This window comes from Roseateles sp. (assembly GCF_039929605.1).
Classification (GTDB): Bacteria; Pseudomonadota; Gammaproteobacteria; order Burkholderiales; family Burkholderiaceae_C; genus Pelomonas.
Map to the genome: position 1 here is coordinate 1 of NZ_JBDSQX010000016.1, position 25,063 is coordinate 25,063.

The 25,063-nt window shown below is 68.9% G+C and carries 26 protein-coding genes; 17 read left to right on the forward strand and 9 right to left on the reverse strand.

Features of this window, described 5'->3' with window-relative positions:
* The 10 genes from ABIS05_RS02070 to ABIS05_RS02115 form a co-directional block, all read left to right on the forward strand.
* The coding region (locus ABIS05_RS02070) for an enoyl-CoA hydratase/isomerase family protein (RefSeq protein WP_348012821.1) at positions 1-748 on the forward strand (748 nt) is incomplete at its 5' end.
* Between the two features lie 16 nt (positions 749-764).
* Complete coding sequence (locus tag ABIS05_RS02075; RefSeq protein WP_348012822.1) at positions 765-1,886, forward strand: DUF4126 domain-containing protein; 1,122 nt, start codon at positions 765-767, stop codon at positions 1,884-1,886.
* The gene (bioA, locus tag ABIS05_RS02080; RefSeq protein ID WP_348012823.1) at positions 1,883-3,163 is read left to right on the forward strand and encodes an adenosylmethionine--8-amino-7-oxononanoate transaminase; all 1,281 of its coding nucleotides are present in this window, start codon (positions 1,883-1,885) and stop codon (positions 3,161-3,163) included. Before ABIS05_RS02075 ends, bioA begins: the two co-directional genes overlap by 4 nt.
* Positions 3,150-4,364: an 8-amino-7-oxononanoate synthase gene (locus ABIS05_RS02085; RefSeq protein WP_348012824.1), complete on the forward strand. Its 1,215-nt coding sequence runs from the start codon at positions 3,150-3,152 to the stop codon at positions 4,362-4,364. Before bioA ends, ABIS05_RS02085 begins: the two co-directional genes overlap by 14 nt.
* Positions 4,361-5,041 (forward strand): dethiobiotin synthase, encoded by a 681-nt coding sequence (bioD, locus tag ABIS05_RS02090; protein WP_348012825.1) that lies wholly within the window; start codon positions 4,361-4,363, stop codon positions 5,039-5,041. The genes ABIS05_RS02085 and bioD overlap by 4 nt, the downstream gene beginning before the upstream one ends.
* Positions 5,038-6,084: a biotin synthase BioB gene (bioB, locus tag ABIS05_RS02095; RefSeq protein WP_348012826.1), complete on the forward strand. Its 1,047-nt coding sequence runs from the start codon at positions 5,038-5,040 to the stop codon at positions 6,082-6,084. The genes bioD and bioB overlap by 4 nt, the downstream gene beginning before the upstream one ends.
* A gap of 98 nt (positions 6,085-6,182) precedes the next feature.
* Entirely contained in the window at positions 6,183-6,314 is a 132-nt protein-coding gene (locus tag ABIS05_RS02100) for a hypothetical protein (RefSeq protein WP_348012827.1), read from the forward strand.
* Positions 6,307-8,370 (forward strand): acetyl/propionyl/methylcrotonyl-CoA carboxylase subunit alpha, encoded by a 2,064-nt coding sequence (locus ABIS05_RS02105; RefSeq protein ID WP_348012828.1) that lies wholly within the window; start codon positions 6,307-6,309, stop codon positions 8,368-8,370. The genes ABIS05_RS02100 and ABIS05_RS02105 overlap by 8 nt, the downstream gene beginning before the upstream one ends.
* 18 nt (positions 8,371-8,388) lie before the next feature.
* Positions 8,389-8,592 carry a hypothetical protein gene (locus ABIS05_RS02110; protein ID WP_348012829.1) on the forward strand — a complete coding sequence of 68 codons (204 nt, stop codon included), beginning with the start codon at positions 8,389-8,391 and terminating at the stop codon, positions 8,590-8,592.
* A 17-nt stretch (positions 8,593-8,609) separates the two neighbouring features.
* Positions 8,610-9,515, forward strand: coding sequence for a hydroxymethylglutaryl-CoA lyase (locus ABIS05_RS02115; RefSeq protein ID WP_348012830.1), 906 nt, complete (start codon positions 8,610-8,612; stop codon positions 9,513-9,515).
* A gap of 58 nt (positions 9,516-9,573) precedes the next feature.
* Here the strand turns inward: ABIS05_RS02115 and ABIS05_RS02120 are convergent, their stop codons facing one another.
* From ABIS05_RS02120 to ABIS05_RS02140, 5 genes are all read right to left on the reverse strand, one after another.
* Positions 9,574-10,062 (reverse strand): hypothetical protein, encoded by a 489-nt coding sequence (locus tag ABIS05_RS02120; RefSeq protein ID WP_348012831.1) that lies wholly within the window; start codon positions 10,060-10,062, stop codon positions 9,574-9,576.
* A gap of 158 nt (positions 10,063-10,220) precedes the next feature.
* Positions 10,221-10,409: a PLDc N-terminal domain-containing protein gene (locus ABIS05_RS02125; RefSeq protein ID WP_348012832.1), complete on the reverse strand. Its 189-nt coding sequence runs from the start codon at positions 10,407-10,409 to the stop codon at positions 10,221-10,223.
* Positions 10,410-10,481: 72 nt separating this feature from the next.
* Positions 10,482-10,673, reverse strand: coding sequence for a nuclear transport factor 2 family protein (locus ABIS05_RS02130; RefSeq protein WP_348012833.1), 192 nt, complete (start codon positions 10,671-10,673; stop codon positions 10,482-10,484).
* A 70-nt stretch (positions 10,674-10,743) separates the two neighbouring features.
* Positions 10,744-13,014 carry a M56 family metallopeptidase gene (locus ABIS05_RS02135; RefSeq protein WP_348012834.1) on the reverse strand — a complete coding sequence of 757 codons (2,271 nt, stop codon included), beginning with the start codon at positions 13,012-13,014 and terminating at the stop codon, positions 10,744-10,746.
* Positions 13,011-13,409, reverse strand: a complete 399-nt coding sequence (locus ABIS05_RS02140; protein ID WP_348012835.1) for a BlaI/MecI/CopY family transcriptional regulator — start codon at positions 13,407-13,409, stop codon at positions 13,011-13,013. Before ABIS05_RS02140 ends, ABIS05_RS02135 begins: the two co-directional genes overlap by 4 nt.
* A 379-nt stretch (positions 13,410-13,788) precedes the next feature.
* Between ABIS05_RS02140 and ABIS05_RS02145 the strand changes: the two genes are divergently transcribed.
* Together ABIS05_RS02145 and ABIS05_RS02150 are read left to right on the forward strand one after the other, a co-directional pair.
* Positions 13,789-15,006 carry a hypothetical protein gene (locus ABIS05_RS02145; RefSeq protein WP_348012836.1) on the forward strand — a complete coding sequence of 406 codons (1,218 nt, stop codon included), beginning with the start codon at positions 13,789-13,791 and terminating at the stop codon, positions 15,004-15,006.
* Between the two features lie 23 nt (positions 15,007-15,029).
* Positions 15,030-15,281, forward strand: coding sequence for a hypothetical protein (locus tag ABIS05_RS02150; protein ID WP_348012837.1), 252 nt, complete (start codon positions 15,030-15,032; stop codon positions 15,279-15,281).
* Positions 15,282-15,745: 464 nt separating this feature from the next.
* Here the strand turns inward: ABIS05_RS02150 and ABIS05_RS02155 are convergent, their stop codons facing one another.
* Positions 15,746-16,234, reverse strand: a complete 489-nt coding sequence (locus tag ABIS05_RS02155) for a hypothetical protein (RefSeq protein ID WP_348012838.1) — start codon at positions 16,232-16,234, stop codon at positions 15,746-15,748.
* 77 nt (positions 16,235-16,311) lie between these two features.
* On the reverse strand, positions 16,312-16,770 hold the full coding sequence (locus ABIS05_RS02160) for a VOC family protein (protein ID WP_348012839.1): 459 nt from the start codon (positions 16,768-16,770) through the stop codon (positions 16,312-16,314).
* A gap of 65 nt (positions 16,771-16,835) precedes the next feature.
* Between ABIS05_RS02160 and ABIS05_RS02165 the strand changes: the two genes are divergently transcribed.
* Genes ABIS05_RS02165 through ABIS05_RS02175 form a run of 3 tightly spaced genes read left to right on the forward strand, consistent with a single transcriptional unit; the run spans position 16,836 to position 20,699 of the window.
* Entirely contained in the window at positions 16,836-17,324 is a 489-nt protein-coding gene (locus ABIS05_RS02165; protein WP_348012840.1) for a YciI family protein, read from the forward strand.
* A gap of 43 nt (positions 17,325-17,367) precedes the next feature.
* A complete protein-coding gene (locus tag ABIS05_RS02170; RefSeq protein ID WP_348012841.1) occupies positions 17,368-19,080 on the forward strand; it encodes a molecular chaperone HscC in 1,713 nt (570 codons plus the stop codon).
* A 5-nt stretch (positions 19,081-19,085) separates the two neighbouring features.
* Positions 19,086-20,699 (forward strand): hypothetical protein, encoded by a 1,614-nt coding sequence (locus ABIS05_RS02175; RefSeq protein ID WP_348012842.1) that lies wholly within the window; start codon positions 19,086-19,088, stop codon positions 20,697-20,699.
* Positions 20,700-20,706: 7 nt separating this feature from the next.
* Here ABIS05_RS02175 and ABIS05_RS02180 read toward each other — a convergent pair whose 3' ends face one another.
* Both ABIS05_RS02180 and ABIS05_RS02185 read right to left on the reverse strand, forming a co-directional pair.
* Positions 20,707-21,924: a 6-phosphofructokinase gene (locus ABIS05_RS02180; protein WP_348012843.1), complete on the reverse strand. Its 1,218-nt coding sequence runs from the start codon at positions 21,922-21,924 to the stop codon at positions 20,707-20,709.
* A gap of 64 nt (positions 21,925-21,988) precedes the next feature.
* Entirely contained in the window at positions 21,989-22,555 is a 567-nt protein-coding gene (locus ABIS05_RS02185) for a hypothetical protein (protein ID WP_348012844.1), read from the reverse strand.
* Positions 22,556-22,739: 184 nt separating this feature from the next.
* Between ABIS05_RS02185 and ABIS05_RS02190 the strand changes: the two genes are divergently transcribed.
* Positions 22,740-24,347: an ATP-binding protein gene (locus ABIS05_RS02190; RefSeq protein ID WP_348012845.1), complete on the forward strand. Its 1,608-nt coding sequence runs from the start codon at positions 22,740-22,742 to the stop codon at positions 24,345-24,347.
* A complete protein-coding gene (locus tag ABIS05_RS02195; protein ID WP_348012846.1) occupies positions 24,344-25,045 on the forward strand; it encodes a response regulator transcription factor in 702 nt (233 codons plus the stop codon). The genes ABIS05_RS02190 and ABIS05_RS02195 overlap by 4 nt, the downstream gene beginning before the upstream one ends.
* The last annotated feature ends 18 nt before the right edge of the window (positions 25,046-25,063 follow it).

Genomic DNA, 25,063 nt, shown 5'->3' on the forward strand with positions numbered 1-25,063 from the left:
GGCCCGCATCACGCTGAACCGCCCCGACGTTCGCAACGCCTTCAACGCCGAGCTGATCGCGGAACTCACAGACGCCTTCACCACGTTCGGCGCCCGCAGCGACCTGCGCGCCATCGTCCTCGCCGCAGAAGGCAAGGCCTTCTGCGGCGGCGCCGACCTCAACTGGATGAAGGCCATGGCCAGCTACTCGTGGGAAGAGAACCACGCCGACGCCACCAGGCTTGCCGACATGCTGTGGGCCATCTACGCGTGCCCGGTACCGGTCATCGCGCGCGTGCAGGGCGACGTGTATGCCGGTGGCGTGGGCCTGGTGGCCTGCGCGGACATCGTCGTGGCGGTGGACACGGCGGGCTTTTGCCTTAGCGAAGCCAAGCTCGGCCTGCTGCCGGCCACCATAGGGCCTTACGTCGTCAAGGCATTGGGCGAGCAGGCGTCGCGGCGCTATTTCGTGACGGCGGAGCGCTTCTCCGCGGCTGAGGCGAAAGCCTTGGGCCTCGCGCATGAAGTCGTCGCGGCCGACGCGCTGGACGTCAAGGTGGACGAGCTCGTCGCCGCTGTCTGCATCAACGGCCCTGCCGCCGTGCGCGCCTGCAAGCAGCTCGTCAAGGACGTGGCCGGCCGCGAGGTCACCAACGACCTGCGCGACGACACCGCCCGCCGCATCGCCGACATCCGCGCCAGCGACGAGGGCCGTGAAGGCGTGCAGAGCTTCCTGAGCAAGTCCAAGCCGTCGTGGCTGGCGAGCTGACGTTCAAGGAGCCCTCTTGAAGCTCAGCTACTCCTTCCCGCTGGCGACGCAGTCGGCGCCGACGCTGCCGCCGCTGCAAGTCAGGCGCGCCTACGCCTACGCCGAGTTCCATCTCGACCTGCCCGGCAACTGGCGCCAGGTGCCGACCCAGGAAGACAACCCGTTGAACTTTCAATCGGACGCCGACCGCGCCGCCATCACCGTCTCCGCCGATCTGCACGACATCCCGGCCGACAAGGCCCAAGGGCTCGCCGAGCAATGCATCGGCGACCGCATAGCCGCGCTCGAAGCGGCCAGCCCGGGGCGGGTGACCGTCATCCAGCGCGCCATCAAGCCGCACACCAGTGGCGCAGGTTTCGAGATGTCGTACGCCGCCGAAGTCGAGGGTGAGCAGGCCCACCTCTTCCTCGGCTACGTGACCTCGCGCAAGATCCTGAGCTTCTCGATGACCTGCCAGCCCGGCAAGCACGAAGCGGTGGCGCTGTTCAACGCGGCCGTGCCGCACTTCCGCCCGCGTCTGCCTGAAGTGAACTTGGACCTCACCCACCTGCTCGCGCTCGCCGCCGCCGTCGGCTGGGCCAGCGGCCTGCGCCTGTACCTGACCGTGCTGCTCGTCGGAATCGCCGGGCACTGGGGCTGGGTCACGCTGCCGCCCGGCCTGGCCGTGCTGGGCTCACCGCTGGTGATGGGCTGCGCGGCCGTGCTCGCGCTGGTCGAATTCCTCGCCGACAAGATCCCGTTCGTCGACAGCGCCTGGGACGCGCTGCACACCCTCATCCGCATCCCCGCCGGCGCGGCGCTGGTGGCCGGGCTGTTCAGCGGTTGGGCGGGCGACGCAGGCCAGGCGTGGACGGTCGTGGCCGCGCTGGCCGGCGGCGGCTTGGCGGCGGCCGCGCACACCGCCAAGGCCAGCACGCGCGCGATGGCCAACACCTCGCCCGAGCCCTTCTCCAACATCGGCCTGTCGCTGGCCGGCGACGTGGCCGTGCCGACCATGCTGTGGCTGGCCTGGGCGCATCCCTTCATCTTCTTCCCGCTGCTGGTCGTTTCGCTGGCCGTCATGGCCGCGCTGATCTGGTTCTGCTTCAAATTCCTGCGCGCGCTGCTCAAGCGCGTGCGCCGCCCCGCTTCCGCATGACTTCTCTTCAAGACCGCAGCCGCGCCGCCGTCTGGCACCCCTGCACGCAGATGGCCCGCCTGGCCGACGTGCCGCCGCTGCCCATCGCCCGCGGCGACGGCCCCTGGCTGTTCGACACCGACGGCCGCCGCTACTTCGACGCCAACTCGTCCTGGTGGGTCAACCTGTTCGGCCACAGCGACAAGCCGCTGCACGACGCGATCAAGCAGCAGCTCGACACGCTGCCCCATGTGATGCTGGCCGGCTGCACGCATGAGCCCGCCGTGCGGCTGGCCGAGCGGCTGTCCGCCCGCACCGGCGGCGCACTCGGCCACGCCTTCTTCGGCAGCGACGGCGCCAGTGCCGTCGAGATCGCGCTGAAGCAGAGCTTCCACTCGTGGAAGAACCGTGGCCGCGCCGAGAAGCGCGAGTTCGTCTGCTTGAAGAACAGCTATCACGGCGAGACGCTGGGCGCGTTGAGCGTGACCGACGTGCAGGTCTTCCGCGATGCCTACGACCCGCTGCTGATGCGCGCCCACATCGTCGCGTCGCCGGACGCGCGGCTAGGCAACGAGGCCGAGGCGCTGGCGGCGATGCGCACGCTGCTGGCCGAACGGGCTGAGCACATCGCCGCTGTCATCGTCGAACCGCTGATTCAAGGCGCGGCCGGCATGGTCATGTACTCGCCGGCCTACCTGAAGGGCCTGCGCGAACTGACGCGGGAGTTCGGCGTGCACCTGATCGCCGACGAGATCGCCGTCGGCTGCGGCCGTACCGGCACCTTCTTCGCGTGGGAGCAGACGCAAGCCGAGTGGCCCGACTTCATCCTGCTCAGCAAAGGCATCACCGGCGGCACCATGGCGCTGTCGCTGGTGCTGACGACCGACGACGTCTTTGCTGCCTTCTGGAGCGAGGACGTCACGCGCGGCTTTCTGCACTCGCACTCGTACACCGGCAACCCGCTGGCCTGCGCGGCGGCCAACGCCGTGCTGGACCGCTTCGATGCCGGCCAGCTCGCCGAGAACCGCTCGCAGGCCGAACGCCTGACCCGCGCCTTCGCGCCGCTGGCCTCGCGTGTGACCCACCTGCGCCAACGCGGCATGATCCTGGCCTTCGATGTGCCCGACGCGCCACCGCGCTTTGCCGAACGCTTCCACCTCGCCGCGCGCGAACACGAACTGCTGATCCGCCCGATCGGATCGACCGTCTACCTGATGCCCCCTTACCTGATCGACGACGCGACTGCGGCCTTCCTGGCCGAGGCCGTGACAGCGACGCTGAACCATGTCCTTGCTTGATCACCTGAGCGCCAAGCTCAACGCCCTCGCCGCGGAGAGCCTGACCCGCAGCCTGCGCCGCGCTGACAACGGCACCGCGCCGCGCCAGACCATCAACGGCCGGCCGCTGCTGATGTTCTGCTCCAACGACTACCTCGGCCTCGCTGCGGAGCCGGCCATCGCCGACGCGATTGCCGAAGGCGCGCGGCTGTGGGGCGGTGGCTCGGGCGCGTCGCCGCTCGTCAGTGGCCACAGCGCCGCGCACGAGGCCGTCACCGACACGCTGGCCCGCTGGTACGCGCCGCACATCCCGCAGGCCCGCGCGCTGGGCTTTTGCACCGGCTACATGGCCAACCTCGCCGTCGTCACGGCGCTGGGCGACGAGCACACCGAGATCTTTTCGGAGCAGCTCAACCACGCCTCGCTGATCGACGCGGCGCGGCTGGCCAAGGCGCAGGTCACGCGCTACGGCCATGCCGACGTGGCCGGCCTGCGCGCACTGCTGGCGGCCAGCACGGCCAAGGTCAAGCTCATCGTCACCGATGCCGTGTTCAGCATGGACGGCGACCTGGCGCCCCTGCCCGGCCTGCTGGCGTTGGCGGAGGAGTTCGACGCTTGGCTCATCGTCGACGACGCCCACGGCTTCGGCGTGCTCGGCGCGCGGGGCCGTGGCTCGCTCGAACACTTCGGCTTGAACAGCGAACGGCTCATCCTCGTCGGCACGCTGGGCAAGGCCGCCGGCCTGTCGGGCGCCTTCGTCGCGGCGCACGCGACCATCGTCGACTACCTGCTGCAGTCCGCCCGCAACTTCATCTTCTCCACCGCCTCGCCGCCGGCCATCGAGCACGCGTTGCTGACGAGCTTTGCGCTGATCGATGGCCCCGTGGGCGCCGCGCGCCGTGCCAACCTTGTCGCGCTGCAGGCCCGGCTGCGTGAGGGCCTGACGGCGCTCATCGACCATCACCCACGCCTGGGCTGGGCGCTCACCGGCTCCGCCACCCCCATTCAGCCGCTCATCGTCGGCGGCAACGGCGAGGTGATGGCCCTCGCCGCCGCTCTGGAGGCCGCCGGCCTGCGCGTGCCCGGCATCCGCCCGCCCACCGTCGCCGCCGGCACGGCGCGGCTGCGCATCACACTCTGCGGCACGCACACCGAGGCCAACGTGGACGCGCTGCTGACCGCGCTGGAACGTGCCGCGGCAGCGCAGGAGCGCGCGGCGTGAGAGGCTTCTTCATCACCGGCACCGACACGGAGATCGGCAAGACCTTCGTCACCGTCGCCCTGACCCGAGCCCTGGCTGCCCATGGCCTGCGCGTCGCGCCGATCAAGTCGCTGGCCGCCGGGCAGGAGTTCATCGACGGCCGCTGGGTCAACGAGGACGTAGCCACGCTGCTCGCCGCACAGAACCTGGGGCTGACCGACGCCGAGGTCGGCCCGCTGCAGTTCCGCGAGCCCTGCGCGCCGCACATCGCCGCGCGGCTCGAAGGCCGCTGCATCGAGCGCGAGCCTCTGCTGGCCGCCATCCGCGCGACGGCGGCCAAGGCCGAGATCGCGCTGGTCGAGGGCGTCGGCGGCTTTTGCGTGCCGCTGGACGATTCGTGGGACACCGCCGACCTTGCCGCTGACCTCGGCCTGCCCGTCATCCTCGTCGTCGGCCTGCGCCTGGGCTGCATCAACCACGCGCTGCTGACGGCCGAGGCCATCCGCGCCCGGGGGCTGGCGCTCGCCGCGTGGGTCGCGAACACCGTCGACCCGCACCAAGCGCATGTCGCCGACAATCTCACCTCGCTCCAGGCCGGCCTGCAGGCACCTTGCCTGGGCCACCTGCCTCGACTCTCCGACCCGCTGGCCGCGCCCGCCTGTCTAGACATCTCAGCCCTGCTGACCGAACACGCATGAACCAGATCCAGACCCTCACGCCCACCTCCGACGCCGACCGCCGCCAGGCCAAGCCCTGGACCGTGAACGAGATCGCGGCGCTGTTCGAGCTGCCCTTCAACGACCTGCTGTTCCGCGCACAGACCGTGCACCGCGAACACTTCGACGCCAACGCGGTGCAGCTGTCCACGCTGCTGTCCATCAAGACCGGCGGCTGCGAGGAGGACTGCGCCTATTGCCCGCAGTCGGCCCACTTCGACACGGGCCTGAAGGCCGAGAAGCTGATCCCGCTGCAGGAGGTGATGGAAGCGGCCCGCGCCGCCAAGCTCAACGGCGCGACACGCTTCTGCATGGGCGCCGCCTGGCGCTCGCCCAAGCCCCGCCACCTGGAAGTCATCGGCGAGATGATTGCCGAGGTCAAGGCCCTGGGCCTGGAGACCTGCCTGACGGCCGGCATGCTGGAAGACGGCCAGGCCGAGCAGCTGAAAAGCGCCGGGCTGGACTACTACAACCACAACCTCGACACCGCGCCCGAGTTCTACGGCCAGATCATCACGACGCGCACGTATCAGGACCGCCTCGACACGCTGGAGCGCGTGCGCCAGCAGGGCCTCAAGGTGTGCAGCGGCGGCATCGTCGGCATGGGCGAAACGCGCCGCCAGCGCGCCGGCCTGATCGCCCAGCTCGCCAACCTCGACCCCTACCCTGAGAGCGTGCCCATCAACAACCTCGTGCAGGTAGAAGGCACGCCGCTGGCCGGCGTGGCGCCGCTGGACCCGCTGGAGTTCATCCGCACCATCGCCGTCGCCCGCATCACGATGCCGCGCGCCATGGTGCGCCTGTCCGCCGGCCGCGAGGAGATGCCCGAGAGCATGCAGGCGCTGTGCTTCCTGGCCGGCGCCAACTCCATGTTCTACGGCGACAAGCTGCTGACGACGAGCAACCCGCAAGCCGAGAAGGACCGGGCGCTGCTGGAGCGGCTGGGCATGCGCTGCTCGACGGAGGCCGAACTGGCGACAGGGTCATCGGCCGCGACCAAGGTCGAGGTCTGCCGGGCGCACTGAGCGCCCCGCACCTTCGCGCAGAACACGCGCTGCGGTGACCCACCGGTCCACGGCGCACCCCGATCCCGAATCCACAAGAAGACGGTAGAGGAGACACGATGCTCAAGAAAATTCTGCTCGCCAATCGCGGTGCTCGCGCCGGAGGCGCGGTCGCGCAAGCGACAAATTGCATGGTGATCGGCGCAGCCGAGCACACAGGCGAGTTCACCCCGGGGACCCGCCATGTTTAAGAAGATCCTGATCGCCAACCGGGGTGAAATCGCCTGCCGGGTGGCAGCCACCGCCAAGCGTCTCGGCATCGAGACCGTCGCCGTCTACTCCGACGCCGACGCGAACGCCCAGCATGTGAAGGCCTGCGATGAGGCCGTCCACATCGGCGGCTCGGCACCGCGCGACTCCTACTTGCAATGGGAACGCATCCTGGCCGCCGCAAAGGCGACGGGTGCGCAGGCCGTGCACCCGGGCTACGGCTTCCTCAGCGAGAACGAAGCCTTTGCCCAGGCCTGTGCCGACGCCGGCCTCGTCTTCATCGGCCCGCCGCCTTCCGCCATCCTCGCGATGGGGTTGAAGGCCGAGTCCAAGCGGCTGATGGAAGCGGCGAACGTGCCGCTGGTGCCGGGCTATCACGGCGCAGACCAGGACCCCGCGCTGCTCAAGCGTGAAGCCACGCGCATCGGCTACCCGGTGCTTATCAAGGCCAGCGCGGGCGGTGGCGGCAAAGGCATGCGCGCTGTCTATTCGGCCGACGAGTTCGACGCCGCGCTGGCCTCCTGCAAGCGCGAAGCCATCAACAGCTTTGGCGACGACGCGGTGCTGATCGAGCGCTATGTGCAGAAGCCGCGCCACATCGAGATCCAGGTGTTCAGCGACTCGCAGGGCGACTGCGTCTACCTGTTCGAGCGCGACTGCTCCGTGCAGCGGCGCCACCAGAAGGTGCTGGAGGAAGCGCCCGCGCCGGGCATGACGGAGGAACGTCGGGCACAGATGGGCGAGGCGGCTGTAGCTGCCGCCAAGGCGGTCGGTTATGTCGGCGCCGGCACGGTGGAGTTCATCGTCGAGCAGGACGGGCCGAGCGGCGCGCCGGGCCGCCCCAAGCAAGCGAGCACCCCCTCGGGGGGCAGCGTGGCGCAGCCGAGCGCGGGGGTCGGCAATTTCTATTTCATGGAGATGAACACGCGGCTGCAGGTCGAGCATCCGGTGACGGAAGCGATCACGGGGCAGGATCTCGTCGAGTGGCAGTTGCGCGTGGCCTCCGGCGAGCCGCTGCCGCTCAAGCAACACGAGCTGCGCAGGCACGGCCATGCCATCGAGGCGCGCATCTGCGCCGAGAACCCGGACGGCGGCTTCCTGCCCGCCACCGGCAGGCTGGACGTGGCGCGTTGGCCGGCCCACGTCGCCTTCGAGCGCGGCACCACGCGTATCGACGCCGGCGTGCGCGAGGGCGACGCCATCAGCCCGTTCTACGACTCGATGATCGCCAAGCTCATCGTCTGGGGTGAAGACCGGGCCCAGGCGCTGGCCCGGCTTGACACTGCTCTGCGCGACACCCACATCGTCGGCCTGCACACCAACGTCGCCTTCCTGCGCCGCTGCGCGGCCACGGCGTCGTTCTCGAACGCCGATCTCGACACCGGCCTCATCGAACGCGAACGCGCCGTACTGTTCGACCAGCCCGGCCTGCCGCTCAAGATCAGCGCAGCAGCCGTTGTCGCGCACACGCTGGCCGTCGAGGCCACGCGCCAGACCACTGACCCCTGGAGCGCCCGCGATGGCTGGCGCATGTTCGGCGCGTCGGCCCGGCGCTTCGACCTCGAAGCCGGCGGCACGCATCACGAGGTGCTGCTCTCACGCCACCACCGCGGCGGCATGAGCCTGACGGTGGAAGGCCAGGCGATGGACTTCGCCGTGCAGTCGCAAGATGCCGAAACGCACGAGCTCTTCTTCGACAACGAGCGTGTGCGCGTGAAGACCTACGCCCAGGGCGAACGCGTCGCCGTCTTCGCGCCCCAGGGTTCGGCCGTGCTGACCGAGGTCGACCTCATCGCCCACGCCGGCGATGCGCCGAGCGAAGGCGGGCGCCTCACCGCGCCCATGCCCGGCAAGCTGATCGCCGTCCTCGCCCAGGCCGGCGACACCGTCACCAAGGGCCAGCCGCTGGCCGTCATGGAGGCGATGAAGATGGAGCACACCATCGCGTCGCCGCGCGACGGCAAGGTGGCGGAGCTGCTGTTCGCGGTGGGAGACCAGGTCGGCGACGGCGCCGAGTTGCTGAAGCTCGAAGGCTGACTCCCCGAAGGCTTGCTAATGTCCAACACCGATCACGACCGTCGCGATGAGGAGAGCGCTGGCAAGACGAAGGCGTACTGGCTTTCCAGGCCTATGGCGGAGCGCCTTGCGGAGGTTGAGCGGCTGCGGTTGAAATGGCTCGCGGCTCATGATCCGGGCGCCTTGGACGAACCGATGCGGAAAGTCTTTCGCGTCATCAAGCGCAACAGCGCTGCCGATTGACCCACGGGATTCAGACCATGCTCCCCACCCACGTGAAGATCCTCGACGTCGGCCCGCGCGACGGGCTGCAGAACGAGAAGGAAGACGTCTCCACCGAGCACAAGGCACGGCTCGTTGCGATGCTGCAGGACGCCGGACTGAAGGAGATCGAGGTCACCAGCTTCGTCAGCCCTAAGTGGGTGCCGCAGATGGGCGACAACTCGGCCGTGATGGACGCCATCGAGCGCCGCGTCGGGGTGCGGTACTCGGTGCTGGTGCCCAACCTCAAGGGGCTGGAGCCGGCGCTGGCCTCCCAGCCCGACGAGATCCTCGTCTTCACCGCCGCGAGCGAGGCGTTCACGCAGAAGAACATCAACTGCTCCATCGCCGAGAGCCTGGAGCGGTTCGCGCCGGTCATCGCGGGCGCGCACGCGGCGGGCGTGAAGGTGCGCGCGGCGCTGTCGTGCTCACTCGGCTGCCCGTACGAAGGCGAGATCACGGCCGACCAGGTCGAGGCCGTCGTCAAGCCGTTGCGCGCGCTGGGCGTGGACGCCATCGACATTGCCGACACCATCGGCGTCGGCACGCCGCGCAAGGTGCAGGCGGCGATGGAACGGGCGCTCAAGCACTTCCCCGTTGCCGAGGTATCGGGCCACTTCCACGACACCTATGGCCAGGCGCTGAGCAATGTCTACGCAAGCATGGAGGTCGGCATCCACAGCTTCCACGCCAGCGTGGCGGGCCTGGGCGGCTGCCCGTATGCTAAGGGCGCGACGGGCAATGTGGCGACCGAGGACGTGGTGTTCCTGCTCAACGGTCTGGGCATTGAAACCGGCATCGACCTGGACAAGCTCGTGGACGCCGGTGCCTTCATCTCCAGCGTGCTGGGCCGCCCGCCGGTGTCGCGCGTGGCGCGGGCGGTGCTGGCCAAGCGGGCTGGTTGAGGGCAGACGAAAAAACAGACAGGCGCACCTGTCTGTTTTTCATTGCATTGCAAACCGCTTACTTGGCGACTGCGGCCTTCACGTCGGCCTTGCCCTCGGCCTTCACGGTCTCGGTGTTCTTCTTGGCTTCGGCCTTGTCGGCATGGGCTTCGACCTTGGCCTTGTCTGCCTTGGCATCGGCCCGGATCGCCTGGGTAGCTTGCTTGCCGTCAGCCTTGGCATCAACGCTTTCGGCTTTCGCCTGCGCCTTCATCTTGTCGGCGTCATCGGCCTTGGCCACCTTGGCATGCGCCTTGGCCTTGGTCTTGTGTGCGTCCGCCATGGCATCGGCCTTGACGTCGGCAGCCTTCATGTCGGCCTTGGTTGCCGTAGCGTCTGCCTTGGCATCAACTTTGGCTTCTGACGCCATCGCCTTTGCTGTGTTCTTGTCGGCCTTGGCTTCGGCCTTGATCACGGCGGGCGCTGATGCCGCCGCAGGAGCGGCCGGCTGAGCGATGGCCACGGACGCAAAGAAGCCAGCGATCAGGCTCAGGAGCAGTTTGTTCATGGGAGCTTTCAACGGATTGGGTCGCTGGGTCCATCACGCTGGATGAACCCAAGTGAGCACAACGCGTCCTGAACCGTGCCGCCGACTGAATCCGAAGAACCGCGTATTCGCATGTAACAACGATTCAGGCGTACCCGCCCTCCAGGCACGACAGGCTTCTACGCCTTCCCGCCGCGAGGGCCGAGGAAGAACCACAGGATCAATCCCAGGACCGGCAGGAGCAACACCGCGAGTATCCAAATCAACTTCTTCTCATTGCTGGCAGAGCTTTGGAAGATATTGATGATTGCCCAGACATCACCAGCAAGAATCAGCAAGCCCAAGAGGCCGTTGTATCCAAAGTTCATCGAACTTGACTCCTATATGCGAGTGAACATCGTAGCGGCGCTCAACTGAAACGCCAGCGAACCGCTCTCCATTCAGCCCCGCATTTCCCACAGCCCATTGACAATGCGCCAACGGCCCTCCACCTGGGCCAGGCGGAGGTAGTCGATCCAGGCCTCGGCATCCACGCGCACGCTGGCCGTGCGGCCGAAGACGTCGAGGATCTTCACGTCGGCGCGCTTGCCCGCCTCGGGCTTGGCACTGCTGATGAAGATTCGTCGTTGCAAGTTGGTCTCCGTTGGAGAGGGTGAATGGAGGAACGCATCGCAGCAAAGGGAAGCGCTGCGGAAGTGCTGTTCACCCCAGTTTGTCCAGCGCGTTCTCGATCTGGCCGCGCTCATGGTCGCCCAGGCCTCGCCCGGCGCGGCGCAGGCGGTCGATCAACGCCGCGTCCACCGGCCTGGCCTGGCCCAGGCGCTCGGCCACACGCAACAGCACCTGCCCGCGCTCGAAGCCGCCTTCCATGGTCTCGGCGCTCGTCAGCACGCGCTCCAGGCCCGTCACGTTCAGCTTGGGCCGGTCGAGCAGCAGGCCCAGCGCCTCGCGCCGCTCGAAACTGCCACCTATGCCGCCCGCCGCGCGGGCATAGGCCTCAACCAACGCGGCCTCGTCGCCCTGCAGCCGGCGCGCGATGGCGCCCAGCGCCTCGCGCCTTTCAAAGTCGCCCTGGATGCGGCTCACCGCCTGGAGCGCCGCGCCGAGCACGGCAGGCTGGGGCGTGGCAGCCACCTGCGCCTCGATGGTGGAGCGCAGCTCGAAGTCACTGCCGATCTGGCCCATCGCCTCGCTCCACGCCGCCAGCACCTCGGGCGTGGGCAGCAGGCGTGGCGCGAACGTGGCCAGTGCCTCGCGGCGTTCGAAGTCGCTGTCGACGCCGCCGGCCGCCTTCAGCCAGGCGATCTGCTGCGGCTCGGCAAGCGTGAGGCCGGCAATCGCCTGCAGCGCCTGGCGCCGCTCGAAGCCGCTGCCGATGTGGGCCGCCACGGCGATGAGACGACCCTGCGCTGCGGCGGGCAACGGTTGGCCCAGGCGCAGCAGCGCCTCCACGCGCCGGCGGCACGGCAAGTCGTCAATGGCGCGCTCCATGTCGGCCAGCACGGCGTCCACGCCGCCACGCTCGAACAGGCGCTTAGCGCGCACGAGCGGGTCGGTCAGGTGTTCGGCCATGCGCGGCACGGCCTTGGCCCACCATTGGCGTGCGGCGTCGTCCAGGGGCCGGCTTTCGTTGCCGACGCGGTAGGTGCGCTGGATGCCGCGCTGGCCGTCCGAGGTGAGCACCATGGCGCGCGTCAGCCCGCCTTCGCGTTCGCGCACGGTGAGCGTGCCGGTCAGCGTCTGCACATCGTCTTCGGCATCATTGAACGTGACCTTGCCGCTCAGCTTCACCGAGAAGCTGCCGCCCGGGTAGCGGCTGAGCATGCGCGTGCCCCCGGGGCCGGAGAAGTTGAAACCGTCAATGCCGACGCGATCCAGCAGTTCCCCGGCATCGGTATGGCTGACGACGACCGCAGGCAGCGCGACCAGACCCGCCAGCACTATGGCCGCCAGCCCCCAGCGCACGCTGCGGCGCTCACGCGGTGTGTCGTCATCGCTCTTGAGCAGGCGGCGCACGCGGGCGAACAGCGGCGAGCCGGCACTGGCGGCACCACAGGCCAGGACCGGGCCGTGCCGGGCGCCGCTCGCCTTCAGCGCCTCGGCGCAGCGCAGCAGGCTTTGCGCCAGGGCCAGGCGCTGGCCCGAGGGCGCGGCGGCCGCAGCGTCGCAGGCCAGCTCGGCCAGCAGGTCCAGCCGCTGCAGGGCGATGCGGTTCAACGCCTGCGGCCACAGCAGCGCGCGCACGACGGCGGCGAGCAAACGCCAGGCCGGGTCGCGCCGGCGCAGGTGGGCCAATTCGTGGCCGAGCACGGCGCGGGCTTCGTCGTCGGGCAGGTCCAGGCACCAAACCGGCAGGCAGAGCACACGGCCCGGCGCCAGCAGCGGGCTGGCCCAGCCGGGGCGGGCGTGGCGCAGCGCGGGCAGGGGCAGGCGCAGGTCCGCCGCCAGGCGCGCGGCCAGGGCCTGCCAGCGCGGGTCGGCCAGCACGGGCAGGCGGCGCACGGCGCGGCGCAGCCAGGCCCACTGCAAGGCCAGGCCGGCCAGCATCAGCGCGGCGCCCAGCAGCCAGACGGCGACGAAGCCAATGGCGAGGTCGTGCGTCTGCGGCGCCAGGCGCGTGGCGATGGGCAACGCGCCGAGCTGGGCGCTGGGGCGCGCGGACTCAGTCGCTTCGACGACGGCGGGCAGCACCTCGGTCGCTCGCATCGGCGCCGGGTCCTGCACGACGACCATGGGGTGCGCGACCTCGGTAGGTGTCGCCTGCGGCAACGTCGGCAACGTCGGCATCAAAGGCAGGCTCGCGCTGATGAGGCCGCCCAGCAGCGCCAGGCGCCACAGCGTCTCCTGCGTGCCCGTGGCCAGCCGCGCCAGCCAGCCGGCGCGTTCGGCCGCCCACAGGCCGGCGATCAACAGGCTGCTGTGCAGCAGGTAGCTGCACAGCCAGGTCAGCAGCGCATCGGTCATCGCGGTCATCGTGTGTTCCCCTTGCGTTGCTTCAGCAGCGCCTGCAGCTCCGCCAACTCGGCGGCGTTGACGCTGCGCGCGTCCAGCAGATGGCTCACCAGCGCGCTGGCGCGGCCGGCAAACAGGCTGTCGACAAGGCTGCCCACCATGGAGCGCTGCACGTCCGCCTCGCTCACCAGCGGCGTGTACAGCAGCGCCCGGCTCTCACGCCGGCTGCTGAGCAGGCCGCGCTTCTCCAGCCGCGTCAGCAGCGTCGCCACGGTGGTGTGCGCCAAGTCGCGCTCGCCGCGAAGCGCCTCCGCCACGTCCGCCGTGCTGGCCTCGCCGCGCGCCCACAACACGCGCATCAGGCTGAGCTGCAGCTCGCTCAGCGACACGTCCCCGCTGCTGGTGTCCTCGTCCATTTGGCGATCTTCTACAGTTGTCGTACTACAAATGTAGTTGAACGATATGCAGCGGCGCAAGTGGCTTTCGGCAGGGGGTGGAGCCCAGTGATCATTCTGTGAAACAAGCGGCTCTATTCAGGTGATGGGCCAGAGGTCACCCGGCAAAGCAACTCGGCCCGCTCCTAGTGGCACCGTCGAGAATCGTGCCGCCCACCGTCAGAGTCGATGGCGGCCAGCACCGAAACCCACCTATCTAGACATCACACTGAGTTCCGTGACATCCAAAGCGCCTTGGCTACATGGTCTGGCGGGAAAGATAGACCACATTCCTGCTGTCCGACCGACGTTCAATGAAGCTGCTAAGCAAGTGCTCAATCGGCTGCGTAGGTATAGGGCCGTGTCCATCGTGCGGCTTGGCCTCAAGCAGTTGCGTGCTATTGGCTTGACGCCGAGCTATGAGGAACTGAGAAGGCATCCCTGGCTTACGTTGTTGCTCGTCAAGTTGGTCTTGGAAGACGAGAGGATTCCGATCAATCGCGGGGACGACTGCCCCGACTCGGTCTTCCTTTACTGCCTCGGCGTTCTTTACCACGCGCAGGGATCGCACGAACGCAAGGACACGTCCTTTGGCGCCGTCTTCCGAATGCTGCGGTCCATGATTCAGCCGCAGATCATGTTCCAGATGGGGCCCACGTCGACCTTCCTTCGATGGCCGGCGCTTATTGACCGGCTTGGTCGGGACCACCCCTGCCGCAGGCATTTCGTCGAGCGCTTCGGCGTCGAGCCTCGCACCTTCATGCTGGTCACGTACGCGGCCCATGTCCCCGTTTTAAATCAGGAGCAGTTCTTTTCACTTCCGGACTTCGACCCGCTGCGCAAGGGGCTGGGAGACCAGGTAGACCGTGTTCTCGGCGAGTTCACCAGAACGATGGAGGGCCTGAGGAAGGAACTTTGCGCCCAGCGGGCTCAGCGCTTGGCCAATGGCGACAAGACGCGGCCGCATCACGAAATCAATGAAGTGCCGTGGCTCGTCAACTTCCCCCTGCTGCAGACGTCGACTGACACCCTCAAGGATTGGCACGCCTGCGTTTTCACTCGCGGGATGGACGAGGGTGTGCATCGTCGGATGTCAGAGCAAGGCGGCGCCTATACCCAGCACTTCGGCATCGTCTTCGAGAAATACGTCGTCGAGCAGATCGAGCACGCCAAGATCACGTACCTGAGTGAGCGGGCCTACTGGGCGCAGGTGGGGGGCGACAAGAACGCGATGGAGGCCATCATCACAGATGGCACGACCAACGTACTGGTAGAGGCGAAGTTCACGCTGCACTCCGACGTGGTCACTACGCACCTCGCCGGCGGGGTGGTGTGGCGGGCGCTGAAGAACGTCCACAAGGCTATGGACAAAGCTTGGAAAGTCAGCGAGCGGCTGCACCGGAGGGTTTGCCGGACTGGCCGTGCACCAAGGCCGTCGAAGATTTTCTGGTCGTGGTCACAAGCCAACGCTTGTACTGCGCGACAGCGGGGCACTTCAGCCGGATGTTTAGCAAGGATGCGTTCGACCCAGAAAGGCTGGCGGCGAAAGGTCAGAAGACCCCGACGGTTGAGCAACTGAGTCACCTGCCGCTGTCCAACATCGTGATCCTCTCCATCGACGAATGGGAAACCATGATGTCCGGGGTGGCATGCGGCGCGATTGAGCTGGTTTCCTTCCTGCGAAAGGTCGCTGCCGACAATGCGGACCCATCGACGTCGGTGATGCTTGTCGAGCAGATGCTGAGCCGCCAGGCTGAAAATTGGCCTTTGCCTCCCTTGATCGCGTCAGCTCAAACGCAGACCGAGGCCATGCTGATGGAAATGCTGGAAGCTGCAGAGAAGGCGACAGGTTGATGCCCTCGCGCGCGATGACGAAAGCGCTATCCCACGGACCAGGTGCAACTTCTGCCGCTCCGCCTAATCATGCGTTGACGGCCTCGCAGCTCGGATGCATCTCAAGGCTCGACTACACAGCGCGCCGAACGCTTGGGTCTACGTTGATTGCCTTTCCCCCAACGCCGCCACCACCGCCTGCAACGCCCGCCCACAGTCATCCCGGTTGAGCCCACCCCCCAGGCACAGCCGCAGTCCCTCGGGCGGTTGCCGATCCGTCGAGAAAGCGCTGGCCGCCACCGCAGCAATGCCCAACTCCCGCAACGCATTCGCCATCGCGCTCGCAGAAGACTCCGGCCCCGCAGCCTCCGGCAACGGCAGCCAGCAATGAAAGCCATTCGGCTGGGTGTGCATGCCGAACTCGCCCAGCCGCTCGCGCATCCGGCGGCACAAGTGGCTTTCGGCAGGGGTCTATCGGGCGGGCGTCAAACGGCGGCTTCGGCCACGCGCTCGCGGAACAGCAGCGCCCGCTCGACGCTGGCCACGGCCTCGATGCGCGCTGCGGCATCGCCCAGCCATTCGAGGAAACGCGCCTCGCTGTCCACCGCGCGGGCGCTGGCGCGCAGCTCGGCGTCACGCCCGGCCAGCATGCGGCCTGCCAGGTCCAGCGCGAACATCTTGGCGCGCATCAAGCGGCGCAACTCGGTGGCGGTATCGGGCGCTGGTTCCAGCACCGGTGCGCGCATGGTCTCAACACCTGGCGTGACCAGACCTTCGCGCCGCAACGTCGCGAGCGCCTGCGCGTCCAGGCCCAGCGAGCGCGCGATGGCGAGCAGATCTTCTTCGCCGCGCTGGCCGTCTACGCTGATCAGCAGCATGCGCAGCGGCACGGGCAGGGCGCCTCGCGGGCCGGCCAGGAGTTGGCGGGCGGCGTCGGTCTTGGCGGGGGCGGGAGCGAGAGCGGGGTGGAGCATGGCCGCCATCATGTCGAGCGCATTTGCAAGCCCGATGACAGGGCCGTGACGTGACGTGACGCTGAGTGCGCTGCTTTTCAAGCGCTGCCGGGCGGGTTGCGCAGGCGCTGGCTGAACCACCACAGGTGGCCGTCGGGGTCGACGCAGCCGTAGGAGCGGTCGCACCAGTAGTCAGCGCCGTAGTCGTTGTCGACCAGCTCGTAGGTCACGCGGGCGCCGGCCGCACGGGCTTGGGTGCAATGGGCATCGACGTCGTCCACGTAGAGGAACAGGCTCTGCGTGTTGGCGCCGCCGATGGCCGAGGGTGCGCGGGCCGGTACGCCGAAGCGCACCTCGCGCGCGGCGCTGCCTTCGGCCACCATGACGATGGCCTCGCCGTAGCGCAACTCGCTGTGCAGGACGCCGCCGTCCGGCGCGTCGACGACGATCTCGACCGTGAAGCTGAAGGCGCGCTGGTACCAGGCGATGGCCTCGCGGGCGTCCTCGCAGTACACGGCCGACGACAGGCGCGGCCAGCCGGGTGGGGTGGGTTTCATCGCGGTTCTCCCGAGAGCCTGGGTGCGGTTCAATCCTCCCACCGAGACCGCCTTATCACCACACCATGAAAATCGTAGATTTCGCCAAAGCCGTAGGTTTCACCAAACTCGCCGCCTGCCTGCTCACGCTGCTCTGCTTCTTGCCTGCTCATGCCCAAGAGGCACCGCCAGCCTACGACGCCGCCAAGGCCCAAGCCTGGAGCGCCAACGACCAGGGCCTGCGTGCCTACACCCTCGTGCTGCTGAAGACCGGCCCCACGCCCATGGCCGCAGGCCCGGCGCGCGACGAGATGTTCAAGGGCCACTTCGCCAACATGACGCGCCTGGCCAAGGAAGGCCTGCTCGTGTATGCGGGCCCGCTGGACGGCAAGGACGGCCTGCGCGGGCTGTTCATCTTTGCCACCGCCGACCTGGAGGCCGCGCGTAAGGCTGTGGACACCGACCCCGTCATCGTCAACGGCGAAATGGTGGCCGAGCTGCACAAGCACTTCGGCTCGGCGGCGCTGCTGGCAGTGAACGAGTGGCATCCCAAGCTGATCAAGCCCAAGCCATAGGAGCGGCTAAGCTGCGCCCCGTTTCCACGGGAGGCTTACTCACATGATCCTGGGCATCGACCTGGGCACGACGCACAGCGCGGCGGCCATCTTTCGCGACGGCGCGGCCGTGCTGATCCCCAATGCCCACGGGGACTACCTGACGCCGTCCGCCGTCGCGCTCGACGAGCAGGGCCACACGCTGGTCGGCCTGGCCACCCGGGAGCACGCCGGGCTGCATGCGCAGTCCACCGCGCTGGCGTTCAAGCGCTGGATGGGCAGCGACAAGAAGATCACGCTGCGCACTGGCGTGCATGTGAAGGAGCTGCGCGCCGAGGAGCTGTCGGCGCTGGTGCTGCAGGCGCTGAAGGTCGATGCCGAGGCCTTTCTCGGCGAGCCCGTCACCGAGGCCGTCATCACCGTGCCGGCCTACTTCAACGAAGCCCAGCGCAGGGCGACAAGAACAGCCGGCGAGATCGCCGGCCTGAAGGTGGAACGCCTGCTCAACGAGCCGACCGCCGCCGGGCTTGCCTATGGCCTGCAGGAGCGGCCCGAGCACAGCAGCTTCCTGATCTTCGACCTGGGCGGCGGCACCTTCGACGTGTCGGTGCTGGAGTATTTCGACGGCGTCGTCGAGGTGCGCGCCAGCGCCGGTGACACGCGGCTGGGCGGCGAGGACTTCAGCCGCGTCATCGCCCAGCTCTTCGCCAAACAGTGCGAGGCCTTGGGCACCGATGAGCGTCAGGCCTGGTTCGAGGGCGAGACCTGGTGGCGGCTGGCCGAGCAGGCCAAGCGCGACCTGGGCGAGCGAGACAGTGCAGAGATCAGCACCGTCTGGCGCGAGCGCACGCTGGCCGCCACGCTGAGCCGCGCCGACTTCGAGGCCGCATCGCAGGAGCTGCTGCAGCGCCTGCGCCGCCCCATCGAGCGCGCGCTGGCGGATGCCCAGCTGAACCCGGCCAGCCTCGCCGAGGTCGTGCTGGTGGGCGGCGCGACGCGCATGCCCATGGTGCAAAAGCTCGTCACGCGCCTGTTCCAGCGCCTGCCGCTGCGCAAGCTCGACCCCGACCTCGCCATCGTGATGGGGGCCGCCGTGCAGGCCGGCTTGAAGGCCCGCGACGCGGCGCTGGACGACGTGGTGCTGACCGACGTGATGCCCTACTCGCTGGGCATCATTGCGGCCAGCCAGGTCAATGGCCACTTCGTCACCGACCGCTTCTCGCCCATCATCGAGCGCAACACGCCGGTGCCGGTCTCGCGCGTGGAGCGCTATCACACGGTGGCCGACCAGCAGCGCCAGATCCTCATCGACGTGCGCCAGGGCGAGTCGCCCGTGGGTTCGGAGAACCTCAGCCTGGGCAAGCTGGAGATTCCGCTGCAGCCCGCGCCGGCCGGCGAGGTGGGCGTGGAGGTGCGCTTCACCTACGACGCCAACGGCCTGCTCGAAGTCGAGGCCCACGAGACACCCAGTGGCCAGCGCCACGAGCTCATCATCGAAAGCCAGGGCGCGCGGTTGAACCCCACCGAACTCGCCGCCGCGCGCGAACGCCTGCAGGCCCTGAAGCGCCACCCGCGTGACGAGCAGGACAACCGCTACCAGATCGAGCGCGCCAAGCGCCTGTTCGAGGACCGCCTGGGCAACGACCGCGTCATGCTGCAGGACTGGCTCGGCGCCTTCGAGGCGGCGCTGCAGACCCAGGACCCACGCACCATTCGAAGCGCCCGCCAGCAGTTCAAGGAAGCGCTGGACAGCATCGACACGTCCTTCCGCTTCTGACCGCCATGTGGGAACAGGACTGGTCCCTGCTGGGCATAGCACCGACGACGGAACTTGCGGCGATCAAAAAGGCTTATGCGCTGAAGCTGCGCGTTACGCGGCCGGATGACGATGCCGAGGCCTACCAGGCGCTGCGGGGTGCGTATGAGCGGGCTCAGCAGTGGTTGAAGTGGCAGCAGGAGGCGGCGAGCGAAGCCAGCGAAGAACCCGCGGCCGCGCCGCTGCTGTCCGAACCGCCGACCGAACCAGCGGCTGCGCCAGTCGAGGCGAGCGAACCGCTGACCCCGCCCGAACTTGTCGTCCAGCCCCAGCACCTCATCGACGAGCTGTCGCTGCGTTGGCGGCGCAGCGGTGAGTCCGCCCTGCTGCACGAATGGTCGGCGGTGCAGCGCGAGCTGGACCAGCAGCCCCTCAGCCGCCACGTCGAGTTCTCGGCCGCGTTTGCGCAATGGGTGCTGGGCACGCCTGCCTTGCCGGACGACTTCCTGAAGGCGCTGAACAACCACTTCGGCTGGCTGGACGACTTCCGCACCGAACGCCAGCTCGGCACACCGCTGGCCCACGCGCTGCATGAGGCGCTGGACGGCCGGCTGCGGCCGATGCCCGTGCCCGAGGCGGTGCGCGAACTCGCCGCGCCGCTGCAAGCCATGGCCGTGTTGTACCAGGAAGGCGCCGGCTGGTGGCGGCAGGCCTGGTTGTTCTTCCTGCTGCAGCCCCTCCTTGTCCGTCACCGGGCTGTCCTCGGCGGCGACTGGTTGCGCCGCCTCGACCTGCCAGACGACTGGCTGGTCGTTGGCATCAAGCGCGGCTTGTGGCTTCGTGTGGCACTGGGATCGAGCCTGTGCTGGGCCGCGGGCCTGCTGATCTTCAACGACGCCATCATTGCCCTCGGGCATACGTTGTTGTGGCTGGTCGGCACCGGCCTGTTCATGGTCGCCAGCTTGATGGCAGGCACCTTCATCGGCGTCGGGCCGACGCTGACGACGCGCGATGGGCGGCTGACCCGGCCGCTGGAGAAGTGGCGCCGCCACAGCCACCAGCCGCTGCTGGGACTGGTCTGGCTGCTGTTCGCTGCGTGGCTTGCCTACCTGGACGCTTCGCACGGCAACAGTCCGAAGGGCAGCGTGCTGTCGCTGCTGCCGCGCGAGGCCTACCAGTACGCGGGCTGGGGCTTCGCGATCGCCGGCCTGCTGGTCGCCTGGCCGCTGGATGTGCTGCGCGGCTGCGTCGTGTTCGGGCTGATGCCGCTGGCGGGCTACTTCGGGATGGCACTCGTGGGGGCCTGGCTGCCGCTGGCGAGCGGCCTGATGATCGGCGCCGCTTGGCTGCTGGCCGGCGCCGCGGTGCACGAGGATCGATTCGGGCTGCCGGAGTCCACCCCCGTGCGCTGGCTCGTGCGGCCCGTGCTGAACAGCCTGGTGCTGGCCGACCGCTGGAGCTTCGCCACCGCGCTGCTGCCGCTGGCGGTGGCGGCCGCATGGGCCGTGCTGGCCGATCGCCACGCCGGCCCGACGCGCATCTTTGTGGTCTGGGTGCTGAGCATCCTGGCCACGGGCTGGCTGCAGACCCGGGCAGATGCCCTCGGCCTGCGCCAGTTGCGAGCCACCGCCCCCGACTGAGCGGCGCTCAGCCCTTGTTCAACACCTTGGGCACCGGATTCGGCCTCAACCTGAACGCATCCGGCATCCCCGAGCCCAGCAGCGGGCGCAGGTAGAGGCGGAAGGCGTCGGTCACGTCGGTGCCGCTCGCGGTAATGAACTCGTCCTCCATCGTGCGCGTCTTGCCCGCCACGGCGGTCAGCGGCAGAAGCTCGTAGTCCACCGAGTAATAGCCCACGCGCTTGATGGCGACCGAGCCGCAGCGGTCGCCGTGGAAGGCGTACTGCACGGCCTTCTCGCCGACCTCTCTAGCCTCACGCTGGTCCACGTCGCTCACGCAGCCGAGGAAGCTGCGCTGCAGGTAGCCGAAGGTGTCGCCGCGCACGCGCTTGATGCCAAGCTTGGCCTTGATCTCCTCGCACAGCAGGTCGGCCAGCGCCCCGGTGCCGCTGAGCTGCACGTTGCCGTGGGCGTCGCGCTCCAGGTCACCGGCGAGCTTGGAGAGCATCGGCGTGCCCGACGCATCGTGGATGCCCTCGCTGACGGCGATGACGCAGCGGCCGTAGCGCTCGTAGGTGGCCTTCACGTCGCGCAGGAAGTGTTCGGTGTCGAAGTGGCGTTCGGGCAGGTAGATGAGGTGGGGGCCGTCGTCGTCGAACTTCTTGCCGAGGGCGGCGGCGGCGGTCAGGAAGCCAGCGTGGCGGCCCATGACGACGCCGACGTAGATGCCCGGCAGGGCCGCGTTGTCGAGGTTGGCGCCGGCAAAGGCCTGGGCGACGAAGCGCGCGGCGGAGGCGTAGCCGGGCGTGTGGTCGTTGCCGACCAGGTCGTTGTCGATGGTCTTTGGGATGTGGACGCAGCGCAGCGGGTAGCCCCCTGCGTGGGCCTCTTCGGACACGATGCGCACGGTGTCGGACGAGTCGTTGCCGCCGATGTAGAAGAAGTGCGTGATGCCATGCGCCTTCAGCACCGTGAAGATCTCGTGGCAGTAGGCGGCATCGGGCTTGTCTCGCGTCGACCCCAACGCTGACGACGGCGTGTTGGCCACCAGTTCCAGGTTGTGGCTGGTTTCCTGCGTGAGATCGACGAAGTCTTCGTTGACGATGCCACGCACGCCGTGGCGGGCGCCATAGACCTTGCCGACACCGGCCTGCCGGCGGGCTTCGAGCACCACGCCGACGAGGCTCTGGTTGATGACGGCGGTAGGGCCGCCACCTTGGGCGACGAGGATCTTGGCGAGACTCATGGGCGCTCCTGGGCTTCCTGGGCTGGTAGGCGGGCGCAGTTTAGGCGCCCTGGCCCCAGATCCCTCAGCGCGGCGCGTAGGGCAGCGACGAGTGGTGCACGACGATGCGCAGGTGGCCGGCGTCGTCCTTCACATAGCTCCAGGTCTTGTCCACGGTTGTCACCTTGCCGTCCTTGCCGGTGAAGCTGACATTGCCCAGGCTGCTGGCCGAATCACCGGCGATGAAGATCGCTGCATTGGCCACCTCGCAACGCGTCCAGCCCTTGAGCGCGAAGCCCTCGTCCTTGGGAAATGCTGCGTCGCCACCGACGAAATAGGACAGTGCTCCGGCCTTCGTGGTGCGGAAGGTCTGCGGCACGACGGTCAGCGTGGGCTTGAAGAGCACGGGGCCCAGCTGGTAGCCGTAGGCACTGTCGATGACCTTCTCCGCCAGCGCCTTGGCCGCAGGCCGGCCACCCTGGGTGTAGGCGGCGCCGATGTCCAGCAAGGCCTGGCACCAGCCCTGCTGCGCCTCTACCACTTCGGCCTGGGTGATGGCGCGGGTAGCGACGGCAACCTCGGCCTGGGCCGGCAAGGCGGCGGCGGCGAGGGCGGCAGCGGTCATGCAGAACAGGGACAGCGATTTCTTCATTGGGAACTCCTTGAGGTTGGAGGCGGCGCAACCTGCGCCGCCGTCCCTGCATTGAGCCCACCGGCACTGAACCCGGCATGAAGCGCGGATGAGCCGAACCTGACGGCCGCATGAACGGCGCCGACATGAGCTGTTCATCTGCCGTTCATGCAACACGGCCGTGCGCCCCGTGACAATGCCGGCCATGTTCGGTCGCCGCCTCACCTGGGCTCTTGTCTTTCTGGCTGCTGCGGCGGTGGCGGAATGCGCGCTGGCGCTGTGGTCGCTGCGCGTGGCGGAGCAACAGGTCCTGCGCGGCCGCGTGGCGGCCGACATCCAGCTCGGATTCGCGCAACTGAGCGCTGACAAGCAGCGCCTGCGCCTGTGGGCAGCGCAGCGCCAGTTCAACGCCGGCGCCGAACTGCCTGCGCTGCAGGCGCTGGTTGCGTCCATGCGCGCCACCCTCGACCGGCTGGACCAGCTCGCCGCCCAGGCTGTGGTGATCGACGACCGCCCGCCGGCCCGCGCGCGCCAGCTGCAGCGGCGCGATGCGCTGGCCGTGCTGCGCAGCAGCGTCGAAACGCTGGCGCCGCTGCTGGCTGCCCAGCCACCCGCTGCCGGCGACGCCCGCCCCGCCGCGCTGTGGGCCGCCGCCAGCCAGCCCTTCGACCGCGCTGATGGCCGCGACCTGCGCCGCCTGCTCGCCGAGAGCATTGCCCGCGAGGACGTGGCCGTGCGCGAGAAGCGCGCCGACACCGACCGCGCCATGGCCCGGATGCGCGTGTTGTGGCTGGGCGCGGCGGGCGCGCTGGGCGCACTGGCACTGGTGCTGGCGATGTATTTCACCCGCGCGCTGCGCCGGCCGCTGGCCGCCCTGCGCGACGCGGCACTGGCCCTGCAGCGGGGCGACCTGTCCCACCGCATCGACCTGCCCGGCCGGGACGAGTTCGCGCTGCTGGCCGGCAGCGTCAACGCCATGGCCGGCGAACTCTCACGCCACCGCGAGCGCGAGGCCGAGTTGCGCCATGAGCTGGAGCGCCAGGTGGACGAGCGCACGCTGGCGTTGAGCCAGGCGCTGCAGGCACTGCAGACCGCCGAGGAGCGCCGCCGCCGCCTGTTCGCCGACATCAGCCACGAGCTGCGCATGCCCACCACCGTGATCCGCGGCGAGGCCGAGGTGACGCTGCGCGGGCGCGACAAGCCGCTGGACGAATACCAGGGCGCGCTGCGCCGCATCGCCGACACGGCCCGCCAGCTCGGCCTCGTCATTGACGACCTGCTGGCCGTGGCGCGCAGCGACATCGACACGCTGGCCATTCAGCGCGCGCCGCTGGACTTCGCCCAGCCCTTTGCCCAGGCCGTGGAGCAAGCCCAGGCGCTGGCGGCCGGCCAGGGCGTGCGCCTGCTGCCGGGCGCGCTGCCCGAGCAGCCGCTGATGCTGCAGGGCGACGCCCAGCGCCTGCGCCAGCTGCTGGTGGTGCTGCTGGACAACGCCGTGCGCTACTCCCACCGCGGTGGTGAGGTGCGCACGTCGGTGCAGTGCGCAGGCGATGCGACGCAGCTGGTCATGCGGGTGGAGGACGAAGGGATCGGCATCGGCGCCGAGGACGCCGCCCACGCCTTCGAGCACGGCTGGCGCAGCGAGCGCGCGCGCCGCCACCGCGCCGATGGCAGCGGCCTGGGCCTGACCCTCGCGCGGGCGCTGGCGCGCAGCCACGGTGGTGACATTGCCCTGGCGCCTCGCCCCGGTGGCGGCACCGTCGCGACGCTGACGCTGCCACTGAACACCGCCGCCGCCGAGGTGGCCGAATGAAGCTGCTGGTGGCCGAGGACGACGCACGCATCGCCGGCTTCCTGGAGCGCGGCCTGCGCGCGGAGGGCTACAACGTGCAGGTGGCGCGCACCGGCCCGGAGGCCCTGGCCGCCGCTCAGGACGCGTGGCAGGCGCAGCCCGACGACTGCCTGCTGTTGCTGGACCTCATGCTGCCCGACATGAACGGCCTGGAGGTCTGCCAGACCCTGCGCGCTGCGGGTGTGGCGCTGCCCATCCTGATGCTGACGGCGCTGGGTTCGCTGGACGACCGCGTGACGGGGCTGCGCACCGGGGCCGACGACTACCTCGTCAAGCCCTTCGAGTTCGAGGAGCTGCTCGCGCGCATCGAGGCGCTGGCACGACGCGGGCGGGGCATGAAGCCAGCACGCACGGCGCACCTGGTGGTGGACGACCTCGTCTTGGACCGCGCCGAGATGCGCGCCAGCCGCAACGGGCAGCTGCTGCAGCTGACCGCGCGCGAACTGGCCCTGTTGGAGCTGCTGATGAGCGCGCCCGGCCGGCTGTTCAGCCGGGAGCGCATCCTGTCCACCGTGTGGGGCACGCACCAGGACCCGCTGACCAACGTGGTGGATGTCTTCATCCGCCGGCTGCGCGCCAGGATCGACGACGGGCACCCCAGGCCGCTGATCCACACCGTGCGCGGCATGGGCTACCGGCTGGAGGCGCCGCCGGGCTGACGGCCCGGTGCGCCGGCG